Annotated in this window: 14 protein-coding genes and 1 tRNA gene; 7 read left to right on the forward strand and 8 right to left on the reverse strand. The window is 70.7% G+C overall.

Features of this window, described 5'->3' with window-relative positions; translation table 11 throughout:
* Window positions 1–73 precede the first annotated feature (73 nt).
* A complete protein-coding gene (locus IPM43_02135; protein QQS25216.1) occupies window positions 74–1432 on the forward strand; it encodes a class II fumarate hydratase in 1359 nt (452 codons plus the stop codon).
* Here the strand turns inward: IPM43_02135 and IPM43_02140 are convergent.
* Window positions 1412–1837, reverse strand: coding sequence for a hypothetical protein (locus IPM43_02140; protein ID QQS25217.1), 426 nt, complete (start codon window positions 1835–1837; stop codon window positions 1412–1414). The two genes, IPM43_02135 and IPM43_02140, sit on opposite strands and share 21 nt — an antisense overlap.
* Window positions 1838–1939: 102 nt before the next feature.
* Here IPM43_02140 and IPM43_02145 point away from each other — a divergent pair, with 102 nt between their 5' ends.
* Window positions 1940–3064: a glycosyl hydrolase gene (locus IPM43_02145; GenBank protein ID QQS26292.1), complete on the forward strand. Its 1125-nt coding sequence runs from the start codon at window positions 1940–1942 to the stop codon at window positions 3062–3064.
* Window positions 3061–3321, forward strand: coding sequence for a MoaD/ThiS family protein (locus IPM43_02150; protein ID QQS25218.1), 261 nt, complete (start codon window positions 3061–3063; stop codon window positions 3319–3321). Before IPM43_02145 ends, IPM43_02150 begins: the two co-directional genes overlap by 4 nt.
* 7 nt (window positions 3322–3328) lie before the next feature.
* Here IPM43_02150 and IPM43_02155 read toward each other — a convergent pair whose 3' ends face one another.
* From IPM43_02155 to nadD, 6 genes are all read right to left on the reverse strand, one after another.
* Window positions 3329–4318, reverse strand: a complete 990-nt coding sequence (locus IPM43_02155; GenBank protein QQS25219.1) for an NAD-dependent epimerase/dehydratase family protein — start codon at window positions 4316–4318, stop codon at window positions 3329–3331.
* Window positions 4319–4322: 4 nt separating this feature from the next.
* On the reverse strand, window positions 4323–6026 hold the full coding sequence (locus IPM43_02160; protein QQS25220.1) for a thiamine pyrophosphate-binding protein: 1704 nt from the start codon (window positions 6024–6026) through the stop codon (window positions 4323–4325).
* A gap of 93 nt (window positions 6027–6119) precedes the next feature.
* A tRNA-Ala gene (locus tag IPM43_02165) sits at window positions 6120–6192 on the reverse strand.
* A gap of 66 nt (window positions 6193–6258) precedes the next feature.
* Window positions 6259–6666, reverse strand: a complete 408-nt coding sequence (gene rsfS, locus IPM43_02170) for a ribosome silencing factor (GenBank protein QQS25221.1) — start codon at window positions 6664–6666, stop codon at window positions 6259–6261.
* A complete protein-coding gene (locus IPM43_02175) occupies window positions 6663–7901 on the reverse strand; it encodes a hypothetical protein (GenBank protein ID QQS25222.1) in 1239 nt (412 codons plus the stop codon). The genes rsfS and IPM43_02175 overlap by 4 nt, the downstream gene beginning before the upstream one ends.
* A complete protein-coding gene (gene nadD, locus IPM43_02180) occupies window positions 7898–8500 on the reverse strand; it encodes a nicotinate (nicotinamide) nucleotide adenylyltransferase (GenBank protein QQS25223.1) in 603 nt (200 codons plus the stop codon). The genes IPM43_02175 and nadD overlap by 4 nt, the downstream gene beginning before the upstream one ends.
* Before the next feature lie 343 nt (window positions 8501–8843).
* Here nadD and IPM43_02185 point away from each other — a divergent pair, with 343 nt between their 5' ends.
* From IPM43_02185 to IPM43_02200, 4 genes are all read left to right on the forward strand, one after another.
* A complete protein-coding gene (locus tag IPM43_02185; protein QQS25224.1) occupies window positions 8844–9674 on the forward strand; it encodes a sigma-70 family RNA polymerase sigma factor in 831 nt (276 codons plus the stop codon).
* Between the two features lie 71 nt (window positions 9675–9745).
* Entirely contained in the window at window positions 9746–11101 is a 1356-nt protein-coding gene (locus IPM43_02190) for a 3-deoxy-7-phosphoheptulonate synthase class II (protein ID QQS25225.1), read from the forward strand.
* Between the two features lie 11 nt (window positions 11102–11112).
* Window positions 11113–11961: a beta-lactamase family protein gene (locus IPM43_02195; GenBank protein QQS25226.1), complete on the forward strand. Its 849-nt coding sequence runs from the start codon at window positions 11113–11115 to the stop codon at window positions 11959–11961.
* On the forward strand, window positions 11958–12419 hold the full coding sequence (locus tag IPM43_02200; protein QQS25227.1) for a hypothetical protein: 462 nt from the start codon (window positions 11958–11960) through the stop codon (window positions 12417–12419). The genes IPM43_02195 and IPM43_02200 overlap by 4 nt, the downstream gene beginning before the upstream one ends.
* A 12-nt stretch (window positions 12420–12431) precedes the next feature.
* Here IPM43_02200 and IPM43_02205 read toward each other — a convergent pair whose 3' ends face one another.
* Window positions 12432–13634: an acetyl-CoA C-acetyltransferase gene (locus IPM43_02205; protein QQS25228.1), complete on the reverse strand. Its 1203-nt coding sequence runs from the start codon at window positions 13632–13634 to the stop codon at window positions 12432–12434.
* Between the last annotated feature and the right edge of the window lie 80 nt (window positions 13635–13714).

Below are 13714 nucleotides of genomic sequence, written 5' to 3' on the forward strand. Positions count from 1 at the left end.
AGTTACCCCTACCCGCGCCCGGGCAAACCCGACCAGAATGCGGGGTCCCCCCAAACGCTCGGAGGTGCCTTCGATGGCTGATCAGGCTGTTGCTCGGTGGTGGGGTCGCCAGACCGAGCTGGCGATCGCCAACTTCCCGATATCCGGTGAGCCGATGCCGTGGCCGGTGGTGGAGGCGCTGCTGCTGGTGAAGGCCGAGGCCGCGCGCGTGAACGCCGACCTCGGCGTGATCCCCCGCGAGACGGCAGATGCGATCGAGCGCGCTGTCGCCGAGCTCGTCGACGAGAAGATGGTCGAACAGTTCCCGGTGGACGTGTTCCAGACGGGTTCGGGCACCTCGACCAACATGAACGTCAACGAGGTGGTCGCGCACCGCGCGAGCGAGCTGCTCGGCGCGGCGGTCCACCCCAACGACCACGTGAACACGTCGCAGTCGTCCAATGACACCTTCCCCTCCGCGGTGCGGATCGCCGCCGCGCGCACGACGGTGCACGAGGTGCTGCCGGCGCTCGACTCGCTCGCCGAGGCGCTCACCGAGCTCGCACACCGCCACCTCGACACGGTGAAGGCCGGCCGCACGCACCTGATGGACGCAGTGCCGATGACCTTCGGTCAGGAGGTGGCGGGATGGGCCCGCGTCGTCCGCCTCGGACGGGAGCGGTTCGAGGCTGCCCTGCCACGCGTGCTCGAGCTGCCCCTCGGGGGAACTGCGGTCGGCACCGGCCTGAACGCGCCGGAAGACTTCGCGGCCGCCGTGATCGAGGGTCTCGCCCGGCGCACCGGGCTCGCGCTGCGCGAGGCGGTCGACCACTTCGAGGCGCAGTCGTCGCAAGACGCCCTCGTCGAGATCGGGGCGACGGCGAAGGTCGTCGCCCTGGGCCTGCACAAGATCGCCGGCGACCTGCGCCTGCTCGGGTCCGGTCCGGCGACGGGGCTCGGCGAAGTGCGCCTGCCGGAGCTGCAGGCAGGCAGCTCGATCATGCCCGGCAAGGTGAACCCGGTGATCGCCGAGGTGGTGCAGCAGGTCGCCGCCCAGGTGGTCGGCAACGACGCCGCGGCGACGTTCGCCGCGACGGCGTCCACGCTGCAGCTCAGCACGGCGATGCCGCTCCTTGCGCGAAGTGTGCTCTCGTCGCTCACGTTGATCGCCTCGGCGACGAACGTGTTGGCCGAGCGGTGCGTGCGCGGGATCGAGGTGGACGTCGACCGGATGGCCCGCCACGCGGCGAGTTCCGCGGCCCTCGTCACGTCGCTCGCACCGAACATCGGCTACGACGCCGCGGCGCGCCTGGTGCGCCAGGCCGTGGCCGAGGGCCGCTCGGTGCGTGACGTCGTCACCGATGCCGGTCTGGTCGACGAACAGACACTCGATGCAGCGATGGATCTGGGAGCGATGGCGCGCCCCCGTGTCTCACGTGGTGGGCCTGGCTGAGACAGACTCGCTGGAGTCCTGCTCGGTGGGGTTTTCGTCGGGCATCTCTCCGGGCGCGGCGCTCGCCGGCAGACCTGCGCAGTCGCGCCTGTCCTGCAGCGCGCTCATCGCCGCCGCATCGGCGGGCGAGGCCATCGGGCCGAACCCGAGCACGAGCGTGCCGGTGGCCGAGCAGACCGGACATTTCGTCGCGACGACGGCCAGCATGTCGGAGGGGTCCGAAGCGCCCTCCATCCGACGCATCGAGTGCATCGGCAACAACCCGGCGTCCAGCACGGAGTTGCAGGCGCAACAGCGGATCGAGGCCGGTTCCTCCGCGAAGAAGTCCGTCGTGAACCCGGCGTCGTGGTAGGACGCGATCACGTCGGTCAAGGTGGTGTTGTCGGAGGGCTGGTCGTCGAACATCACTCACGACCTACCCGTCGGCCCCTCCGCCGAAACTCGGATCTCGGCCCGGTCCCGGAGCGCGAGGATGGATCGATGGCTCTCGAACCCATCACGGGTGAAATGCCCTCCGACCTCGACGGTCCGCGCCTGCTCGTCGGCACCCGCAAAGGGGCCTGGATCCTCGCCGCCGACCGGGCCCGCGAGCGATGGGCGATCAGTTCACCCCTCTTCCTCGGCCACGTCATCCAGCATCTGGTCCTCGACCCGCGCGACGGCGAGAGGATGCTGATGGCCGCGAAGACCGGGCATCTCGGGCCGACCGTGTTCCGCTCCCTCGACCGGGGCGAGACGTGGACCGAGGCCTCGAGCCCACCGGCCTTTCGCCCAGGTGACGAGTTCGGCCGCAGCGTGCGCACCGTGTTCTGGCTGACACCGGGCCACCCGGACGAGCCCGGCGTCTGGTACGCCGGCGGCTCGCCGCAGGGGCTGTTCCGCTCGGAGGACGGCGGCGACACCTGGGCGCCCGTGGACGGTTGGAACGACCATCCGCAGTGGGGTACCTGGGCGGAGTGGCCTGCCATCGAAGGTAGCCCGGCAGGCTCGTTGCTGCATTCGGTCAACGTCGACCCGCGCGATCCCGGTCACCTCTACATCGGGCTCTCCGGAGGCGGGGTGTTCGAATCGACCGACGCCGGCAGCGACTGGCGACCGCTCAACCGGGGCTGCGCGGCGGATTTCTTTCCCGACCCCGACCCCGAGTTCGGCCACGACCCCCACTGCGTGCGTCTGCACCCACTGATGCCGGACCGGCTGTACCAGCAGAACCACTGCGGCATCTACCGAATCGACCGACCCGCCGAGCGATGGGAGCGGATCGGCGACAACATGCCTCGCGACGTCGGCGACATCGGCTTTCCGATCGAGCTCCACCCGCGTGACCCGGACACGGCGTGGGTGTTCCCGATGGACGGCACCGACGTCTGGCCCCGCACCAGCCCCGACGGGCGCCCGGCGGCGTACGTCACCCGCGACGCCGGCGCCTCCTGGTCGAGGCTCGACCGCGGGTTGCCCGAGCGAGCCTGGTTCACCGTCAAGCGTCAGGCGATGTGCGTGGACGACCGCGATCCGGTCGGCGTCTACTTCGCGACGACGAGCGGCGAGATCTGGGCGAGCAGGGACGAGGGCGACAAGTGGCAGCTGGTCGTCGCCCACCTGCCGGAGGTGTACTCGCTGGAGGTCGGGTGAAGGTTCGCATCCCCACGCCCCTGCGGTCCTACACCGCGAACGCGGCGAACGTCACCGCCGACGGCTCCACCGTGATCGAGGTGCTCGACGACCTCGACCGCCAGTACCCCGGCATCGCGTTCCGTGTCGTCGACGAGCAGCGCCGGCTGCGGCCCCACATGGTGGTGTGGATCGGCTCCGAGCGCTGCCGTGATCTCGACACGTCGGTCGAGGGCCTCGGCGAGCTCGTCATCATGCAGGCCTTGTCCGGGGGCTGACTGCCCGCTACTTCGCCTCCTTGTCGAGGAAGCCTTCGCGGCGCAGCCAGGCCTCGGTGCGAGCCATGCCCGCGGCGAGGGGCACCCGCGGCTCCCAGCCGAGCAGACGCCGCGCCTTGTCGATCGACACCGTGCCGGTCGCGGCGAGCATGCGCATCGTCGCCGCGTTCACCTCGCTCGGGCGGCCCAGCCTGCGCAACGTCGCCCCCAGCGCCGCGGCCACCCCGACGGCGACCGGTGTCGGAGCCACCGGTGGCGGTCTCATGCCGAGCATCCGCGAGTAGTACGAGATGAACTCGCGGGTCGACACGGCCACTCCCCCGGTGAGGTTGAAGACCTCGCCGATGGCGGCCGGGTGCTGCGCCGCGGTGCGCACGAACTCGACCACGTCGTCGACGTAGATCGGGCTGAACACCCCCTTGCCCATCGCCGGCAGCACCACCTGGTGCGACTTCAGCGACTGGACGGGCAGGATCGTCCACGGCCGGGAACCGGGGCCGTAGATGTCGCCGGGACGCACGATGGTGGCCTGCACCTCGCCCGCGGCGTGGGCCTGCAAGACCACCTGCTCACCGGCGATCTTCGTGTCGCCGTACACGTCGCCGGAGGGTCGCACGGGATGGTGCTCGTCGAGCACACCGTCGCGGTGGTGCGAGTAGACGGCGAGCGAGGAGAACTGCACCATCCGCTTCGCCCCGCCCTCGGCGACGGCTTCCACGACGTTGCGGGTGCCGCACACGTTCACCTGCCAAGCGCGGCGCCTGGACACCACGTTCGACACGAGCGCCGCGGTGTGGACCACGACGTCGGCTCCGACGAGGTGCTCCTGCCAGGTTCCCGGCTCGGAGACGTCGCCGGCGACCACGTCCCACTCCCGCGCCCAATCGGGCGCCGGCGACAGCTCCACCCCGGCGACGTCCCAGCCGACGGATCGGTAGGAGTTCAGCAGCGCGCGCCCGACGAACCCGCCGGCGCCGGTGACGACGACCCGGGCCATCGGCTCAGGTGTGCTCGGCGGCGTACATGCCGGAGAACTCGTCGAGCCCGGGCGGGTTCACGTTCTCGCGGTCGTCGACGTCTACGTGGACCACGGCGGGTCGTCCGCACGCGAGCGCCCGCTCGAGCGCGGGGCGCAGGTCGGCCGAGCGGGCGACGTGCTCGCTGTGGCACCCGAGGGCTGCCGCCACGTGGTCGTAGCGGACGGCGGAGAGCTTCACCCCGACCGTGGTGCCGGCGACCTTCATCATGTGCAGCTCCTCCATGCCCCACGCCGAGTCGCAGTTGACGACGACGACCACCGGGATCTGCTCGCGAGCCGCGGTCTCCAGCTCTTGCAGGTTGAACCCGAACGCGCCGTCACCGGTGAACAGCACGACGGGGCGCTCGGGCGCAGCCAGCTTCGCCCCGAGCGCGTACGGCAGCCCGGTGCCCAGGTGGCCGTAGTGGCCGGTCCACATCAGCGAGCGAGCCCGGGTGAAGGTGAACGCGAGGTGCGCCCACAGCCCGGTGTTGCCTCCGTCGATGCAGACGATCGCGTCGTCGGGCAACGCCGCCGCGACCTCGGTGGCCAGTCGGCCGGGGTGCACAGGCGCGCCGTCGATCTCGCGGTACGAGTCGAAGATCGCCGTGCGGAACACGGCGAAGTCGGCGGCGTACTGTGCGCCGGCCGGGTTCGGCTGGCGCATCCCGCCGGCGGCGCGCACTGCGGCGAGCAGCGCGGACAACCCGGCCCGGGCGTCGCCGACCAGGCCGACGTCGGTCGGGCGGTTCACGCCGATGCGCATCGGATCGACCTCGAGGTGGATCAGCCGCTGGTGTGCTGGCCCTGCCCAACCGGGCGGCATCAGGTACTGGGTCTGCTCGCCGAGCTGGGTGCCGACCGCGAGGATCACGTCGGAGTCGAGGTGCGCCGGCGTCCCCCACGGGAACGACATGCCGACCGAAAGCGGGTGGTCCTCGGGGAACGCCCCCCGCGCGCCGGCAGTCGTCATCACCAGTGCCCCGAGATGCTCGGCGAGCTCGCGCAGCTCGCCCGCCGCGTCGGCCTGGTGCACGCCCTGCCCGGCGAGGATCAGCGGGAACGAGGCGCCCGACAGCAGTGCGGCGGCACGTGCCACGGAGTCGGCATCGGGGGCGCCGGGCGCGAAGCGGGTCAGGGAGGCGGGCAGGATCGGCGCCGTCTCGGGATCGACCTGCTCGTGCAGCACGTCGCTCGGGATCTCGATGTAAGACGGGCCCGGCCGGCCGGCGAGCGCCTGGCGGACGGCCTCGCGGACGAACTCGGGCAAACGCCGTGCCTCTTCAACCACCGCGGCGAACTTCGCCACCGGGCGGGCGACGTCTAGCTGGGGGCCGTACTGGAAGCGCCCCCGGCGCACGGCGTGCACCGATCGGCGTACCCGCTGGATGCCGATCACGAGCAGCGGCTGGCCCTCGATCCAGGCGCACATCAGCCCCGGGATCATGTTCGCCACCCCAGGCCCGGCGGCGACCACGACGACGGCGATCCCCGCGCCGCCCGCCCGCGCCCAGGCGTCGGCCATGTGCACCGCCGCGCTCTCGTGGCGCGGGCCGACATGGCGGATGCCGGCGAGCTCGGTGCTGCGCAGCAGCGGGCTGTGGCTGATGTCGGAGATCGAGAAGATCACCTCGACACCCTCGGCGAGCAACGCCCGCGACAGCAGCTCGGCCCCGTCGATCGTCATCTCCCCATCTTGACCCACACCGCATCCCCACCCGTTCTCGGTCGGATCAGTCGCGCTATGTGTCACAGATCCGACCGAGAATGGTGCTTGGGGTGGAGCTGAGGGGAATTGAACCCCTGACCTCTTCCATGCCATGGAAGCGCTCTGCCAACTGAGCTACAGCCCCGCGCGGGCGTCGAACGATACCAGCGCGCCTGCACCGCTCAAAACGCGCTGAAGGGGTCACAGCTGCTCACGGAGCAGCCGTGCGCGACCCCTCCTCAACCCACGCGATCTTCGGCTGGTCGCGGTAGAGGCGCTCGATCTCGTAGAAGCGCCGGCTCTCGTCGGAGAAGACGTGCACGACGACGTCGCCGTAGTCGAGCAAGACCCAGCTCAGCTCCTTCAGGCCCTCGACGCGCAACGGCGAGCGCCCCGTCGCCGACCGCACCGACTGCTCGACCTCGTTCGCGAGCGTGCGTACGAGGCGCCGGTTCTTGGCGCTCGTCACGACGAAAAGCTCGGTGATCGCCAGCACCGCGCCGACGGAGATGACGAGGGTCTCCTCGCCCTGCTTCGCGTCGGCGGCTCGCGCAGCAGCGAGCGCCAGCTCGCGCGTCTCGTCCACCTGTGGCCGGGCAACCTCGGGTCTCGTCGTCATCCGCCGTCCTCGGGGGGTGCGCTGGTGCTCGACGACGGCGTCGTCGACAGGTCGGGCGGTTGGCGCTCGGCGAGCACTTCCAAGAAGTCTTCGCCGAGCACGATGCGGATGTCGATCCCTTCGACCCGCTCGGCCGCCTGCTGCACCGTGAACTGACCGAGCACCGACTCGTACAGCGCGAGGTCCTTGCGGTCGATGTCGAACACGTACTCGAGCACCGTCTCCGACGGCGGGGTGCCGCCGACCTCACGGACGAGCTGGACGTTGGCGCCGAAGTAGTAGAGCCACGAGATGACGTCTTTCGTGACGTCGGCGTCGTTGAACGAGCTGTCGATCTGGAAGACGAGCCCGGGGTTGGGAGCGCCGACCGCGCTCGGCGCCACGCTCGCCATCACCAGCACGATCTCGGGCTTGGAGACGAGCATCAGGTCGAGGCCGTCGGGATTGCCCGAGCCTTCCCCGACGGGCTCGTACTGCAGCTGCCAGGCCGACACCGGGCCCGACAACAACGCGGTGAAGAAGCCCGCGACGTCGGCGGGCGCTTCGGCACCCGCGTCGGGGATGGTCACGGCCGGCTGCAATCCGGCCACCCCGTCGCCTGCCGCCGCGGCGACGGCCTCCCAGACGGCCTTCACGTGCGGCAACCGCTCCGCCTCGCTGGCCTCCGCGGGTATGGCGGTGAGCGCCAGCGCCGCCTGCTCGGCGGTCAGCAACTGCTCTCCCGCTGGCACCACCACCGAGTCGCCGTCGACGACGTCGGCCGCGAACGTGACCGGCAGGTCGCCGAGGGGGTCGATCAGCCCGGCGAGCTCACCGGCGTCCACCACAGCGGCCACGTCGAGCGACACGTTCATCAGGCTCTCGACGCCGAACACCAGGCCGTCGAGACCGCCGGAATCGAACCAAGCTCCCACCGGCTTGGGGTCGAGGTCCTCGAGCACCGTCTCGACCGCGTTGACCGGCACGGACACGATCGTGCCGCCGCTGCCGTCGGGCTGCAGAGCCAGCACGGCGAGCATCGCGAGCGTGCCCTCGTCGTCGACGCCGGCGAGCAGCCCGGTCGGGGTGACGGGGATCGACCTGGTGCTGACCGGCACCACCGCCTTCGCCGCGCGCGAATCGCGGATCGCGCGCCACGCCGCGACGCCGAGCACGGGCAGGGCACCGAGCACGAGCAGGCCGGCGAGGAAGGCGGCGATCGTGATCCGTCGGCGACGGCCGGCCAGCGCGCTCACCGGTCGGCACCGCGGTACAGGGCGCGTTCGGCGATGACGTCGAGCACCGGCGCGGTGACCAGGTAGTCGAGCGGGCGACCATCTACGAAACGCGCCCGCAGATCGGTGCTCGACACCTCGAGCCGGGGTACCTCCACCCGCACCCAGTGGATGCCCTCGGGGAGTTGCACGGGCGCGCCCGGGCGGTCGACGACGACGATGTGGCTGTTGGCGACCACCTCGCCGAAGCGTTCCCAGGTGGGGAGCCCGGCGGCGGCGTCGTCTCCGACGATGGTGTACAGCTCGGCCGAGGGGCAGCATCGGCGCAGTTCGGCGAGGGTGTCGGCGGTGAAGCTGGGCCCACCGTGGTCGATCTCGAGCCGGCCGGCAAGCAACCCGTCGACGCCTTCTACCGCTGCGGCGACCATCGCGAAGCGGTCTTCGGCGTCGGTTATCCGCCGGCTGGACTCCTTCTGCCAGGGCACGTTCGCGACCATCAAGACGACGATGTCGAGCGACAGGGCATGGCGGACGTTCACCGCGGTCACGAGGTGTCCGACGTGGGGCGGGTCGAATGTGCCACCGAACAGGCCGATGCGGCGCGGCATGTTCTCAGGCACGGCGGGGAAGTCTAGGCAGCATCGCCGGTCGGTGGTCCTTCACCGTCGCGGCGGTTTCGACTGGGCGCGCTCCTACCAAGCTCTCACCGGATTCAAGGAGACAGGGCAGGCCAGGTGTGTTATGGTACTCACTCCCCCAAATATTCACCCCCCTTAACCTCAGCAGATCTTGTCACCGCACAGTTCGCCGCGACGTCCCGGCTCCGGCCGACCCCCCGACGCGCGGCACATGGGCGGCTGGTGGCACTCGGCGCCCGGCAGGCGCCTTGGAACCGACCGGTGTGTCCTTTGACACGTTATCGGTTGGAATGCTCACTACCTACGAACGGTTGTACGACACGCCATGAATGACTCCATCGGTCTCTACCTAAACGACATCGGCAAGGTCCCGCTGCTCACTGCCGAAGACGAGCGGGTGCTCTCTCGCGCCATCGAGCGTGGCCGTGAGGCCGCCGAGCGCCTCGCCAACGGCGAGCGCACCAACCGCGAGATCCGCAACACCATCAAAGAGGCCGCCGCCGCGAAGGACCGCTTCATCCGGGCCAACCTGCGCCTCGTGGTCTCCATCGCCCGGCGGTATCCGCTGCCCCAGGGCATGGACCTGCTCGACCTCATCCAGGAGGGCAACCTCGGCCTCGAGCACGCCGTCGACAAGTTCGACTGGCGCCGTGGCTTCAAGTTCTCCACCTACGCCACGTTCTGGATCCGCCAGGCGATCGGGCGCGCGCTCGACCAGAAGGCGAGCCTGATCCGCATCCCCGGCGACCGCTCCGCCAGCCTGCGTGCGGCCCTGCGCCAGGCCTCGGGCGACGGCGAGACGCTCGACGCGGGCAACGCCGAGCTGCACCGCCTCACCACCCCGGTGTCGCTCGACAAGACCATCGGCGACGACGGCGACGCCACCCTCGGCGATCTGATGGCCAACGGCGACGGGACGCCCGAAGACCACGTGATGGCCCTCGTCGACACCGCCCTGCTCGATGAGCTGCTCGGCACGCTCGACAATCGCGCCCGGTTCGCCGTAGAAGCCCGCTTCGGTCTGCTCGACGGCGAGCGCAAGAGCTTCCGTGAAGTCGGCGAGAAGCTCGGGGTGACCGCCGAGGCCGCCCGCCGCCTCGTCAGCCGCGCGGTCGCCGGCCTGCGTGAGGACGCCGAGCGCATCCTCGCCGCCTGAGCGCGAGCACCTAGAGAGACCTCCCCGACGGCCCGGTGGCACACGCCACCGGGCCGTTAGGCTTTTCGATCGTGGCGCAGAGCTGGAACCCGACCTCTTGGCGATCGCGTCCCGCCGAGCAGCAGCCCGACTGGCCCGACCAAGCAGACCTCGATCGGGCGCTCAAGGTGATCGAGGGATTCCCTCCGCTCGTCTTTGCCGGCGAGGCGCGCTCGCTGCAGTCCTCGCTCGGCCAGGTGGCCGCAGGCAACGCGTTCTTGCTGCAAGCAGGTGATTGCGCCGAGAGCTTCGGTGAGTTCTCGGCCAACAACATCCGCGACAAGCTGCGCGTGATCCTGCAGATGGCGGTGGTGCTGACGTACAGCCTCGGCGTGCCGGTGGTGAAGGTCGGGCGGATGGCCGGCCAGTTCGCGAAGCCACGCTCGTACGCCACCGAGATGGTCGGCGACGTCGAGCTGCCGAGCTTCCGTGGCCACATCGTCAACGACCCGAACCCGACCGCAGCGGCGAGGGTGCCGCACCCCGAGCGCCTGGTGCAGGCGTACCACCAGTCGGCGTCCACTCTGAACCTGGTGCGCGCGTTCACGAAGGGCGGCTTCGCCGACCTCGGTCGGGTACACGCGTGGAACCAGGAGTTCGTCGCCTCCAGCCCCGAGGGTCAGCGCTACGACCAGGTGGCGGTCGAGATCGACCGGGCGTTGCGGTTCATGCGGGCCTGCGGGGTGGACACCGAGAGCCACGCCGCCCTGCACCAGACCGACGTGTTCACCAGCCACGAGGCGCTGATCCTCGGCTACGAGGAGGCCCTCACCCGGCAGGACTCGCTGACCGGTGGCTGGTACGACTGCTCGGCCCACATGCTGTGGATCGGTGAGCGCACCCGCCAGCTCGACGGCGCGCACGTCGAGTTCCTGCGCGGCGTCGGCAACCCGGTCGGCTGCAAGATCGGACCCTCGGTCGAAGTCGACTACGTGCTCGAGCTGTGCGACCGACTGAACCCGGCACGGATCCCCGGGCGCCTGACCCTGATCAGCCGGATGGGCGCCGACAACGTCGTCGCGGCGCTGCGCCCGCTGCTGCAAGCGGTGCGTGACGCCGGCCATCCGGTGGTGTGGGCCTGCGACCCGATGCACGCGAATACCTACACCACCGCGAGCGGCCACAAGACCCGCCACTTCGACGACATCATGCGCGAGATCGCCGGCTTCGTCGCCGCTCACCGGGCCGAAGGCACCTGGCCAGGCGGCATCCACGTCGAGCTCACCGGCGACAACGTCACCGAATGCGTCGGTGGTGGCGACTCGCTGTCTGACCAAGACCTCGACGACCGCTACCAGACGATGTGCGACCCGCGACTGAACGGCCGCCAGAGCCTCGACCTCGCCTTCGGGGTGGCCGAGCTCATCCGGTCGGCAGAGCTCGCCTGACCGGCGCGGCGATGGAAGAGGCACTGGCCCAGCTCGGCTCCTGGCCAGTACCGACCGCCGCCGCCGCGATCGTCGGCCCCGACGGGGTATTCGCCCAGTGCGGCCCGCCCGACCACCGCTTCCGGCTCGCCTCCATCTCCAAGGTGTGCACCGCGTGGGCTGTGCTCGTCGCCGTCGAGGAGGGTTCTGTCCACCTCGACGAGCCGGCCGGACCTGCGGGCAGCACGCTGCGCCACCTGCTCAGCCACGCCGGTGGATACCCCTTCGACGGCGAGCGTCCGCTGCTCGCGCCCGAACGCAAGCGGATCTACTCCAACACCGGGATCGAGGTGGCAGCGCGACACGTCGCCGTGGCGACGGGCATCGACTTCGCCGACTACCTGCGCGAGGCCGTGTTCGAGCCCCTCGCGATGACGTCGACCGCGCTGGCTGGCTCGCCCGCGCACGCGGTGTGGAGCACGCTCACCGACACGGCACGCTTCGCCGCCGAGCTGCTACGACCTCGCCTGCTGGCGCCGGCCACCGCCGCGCAGGCCACGACCATCCAGTTCGCGACGCTCGACGGCACGGTGCCCGGGCTCGGCACGTTCCGGCCGTGTCCGTGGGGGCTCGGGCCCGAGATCCGCGGCGCGAAGCAACCGCACTGGACGGGGCTCGCCAACTCGCCGGCCACCTTCGGCCACTTCGGCGGCGCGGGCACGATGCTGTGGGTCGACCCGGTGGCCGACATCGCGCTGGTCGCACTCACCGACCGCCCCTTCGACGAATGGGCGCCAGAGGCGCTGCAGCACTGGTCCGCGCTCTCCGACTCCGTGCTCGCCGCTGCCCCAGCCCGCGAAGTGCAAGAGGCTCCGGCGTGACCACCTTCCAGCCCGGCGACCGCATCCGCATCGTGCTCGACGGCGACGACGGGCTGCCCCTCGTGCGCTACGGCTTCGTCGGCTCGCAGGTGTCGCCGGAGGGGCCGGTGGTGGTGATGCTCGACGGCGAGCTGGGCGGTGACGTCGTCGCCATCGACTGCGTCGAACCGGTCACCGTCGCCACCGTCGAGCTGTGCCTACAAGGCGACGACCTGATCCAGAACCCGGCCCTGCGCCAGGGGCTGATCGCGATGTGGTGCGCCGAAGCCGAGACCGCGGGGCTGGCCGTCGACGCGCTCCATCCGATGGGCAACGGAGTTCCCGAGGCCGGGGGCAGGTGGGCCCTCGCCAACCTGCTCTCCGGCGGGGTGCCCTATGTGGTGCGCGCCGAGCCGTGCCGCACCGAGCCGGGGTTGGTGCGGGTGCACGCCGTGCGGCCCGACCCGCCCGTCGGCTAGCGAGGCGCTCGGCTAGCTGAGGCGCTCGACGATCATCGCCATGCCCTGACCGCCGCCGACGCACATCGACTCGAGCCCGATCGACTTGTCCTCCCACTGGAGGCCGTTGATGAGGGTGGTCATGATGCGGGCGCCGGTCATCCCGAACGGGTGGCCGAGGGCGATCGCCCCGCCGTGCACGTTGAGCTTGTCCATCGGGATGCCGAGGTGCTCGGCCGAAGGCAGTACCTGCGCGGCGAAGGCCTCGTTGATCTCGACCAGGTCGACGTCGTCGATCGTCAAGCCGGCACGCTTCAGCGCCATCCGGCAGGCCTCGATCGGGCCGAGACCCATGATCTCCGGGTCGAGTCCTGACACCCCGGTCGACACCACCCGCGCGAGAGGGGTGAGGCCGAGCGCCTTCGCCTTGGTGTCGCTCATCACCACCACTGCGGCCGCGCCGTCGTTCAGCGGGCAGGCGTTACCGGCGGTGATCTGGCCGTCGGGGCGGAAAACGGCCTTCAGCCCGGCGAGGCCCTCCAGCGTGGTGCCGGCGCGAGGCCCGTCGTCGCGGGAGACGACGGTGCCGTCGGGCAGCGTCAGCGGGACGATCTCGCGCTCGAAGAAGCCGTTCTCGATGTGCTCCACGGCGAGGTCCTGGGAGCGCTTGGCGAACGCGTCCATCGCCTCACGGGTGACGCCTTCCACCTCACGCACGTTCTCTGCCGTCTGGCCCATCGCGATGTAGATGTCGGGAAGGCCCTCTTGGGGGGCCCACGAGGGCTGGCCACCCTGGGCGCGCAGCTGGGTGCGATCGCCGGAGGGCTTGAAGATCGGGTTCGGCGCGGTGTCCGACGCGCCGGCCGCGTACCGGCTGACGGTCTCTACCCCCGCGGCGATGAAGCAGTCACCCTCGCCGGCCTTGATCGCGTGGGCGGCCATGCGGATCGTCTGCAGGCTCGAAGAGCAGTAGCGGTTGACCGTGACGCCGGGGCAGGTGTCGAGCCCGGCGAGGATCGCCACGACCCGCCCGACGTTGAACCCGGCCTCGCCGGCAGGCTGACCGACGCCCATGATCAGGTCTTCGATCTGGTCGGTCGGCAGCTGGGGCACCTTCGCGAGCAGCGCCTTCACGATCTGGGCAGCCATGTCGTCGGGGCGCATGGAGGCGAGCGAGCCCTTGTTCGCCCGTCCGATCGGGCTGCGGGCGGTGGCGACGATGACGGCTTCGGTCACGGGATGCTCCCTCTTGTCGGGTTTCGTGGTGGGACGTGCACGAACGCGCAGCACGTGTCTGGCGGCCGGCTCCCGGCATC

It is taken from the genome of Actinomycetota bacterium (genome assembly GCA_016700055.1).
Lineage (GTDB): Bacteria > Actinomycetota > Acidimicrobiia > Acidimicrobiales > Ilumatobacteraceae > Kalu-18.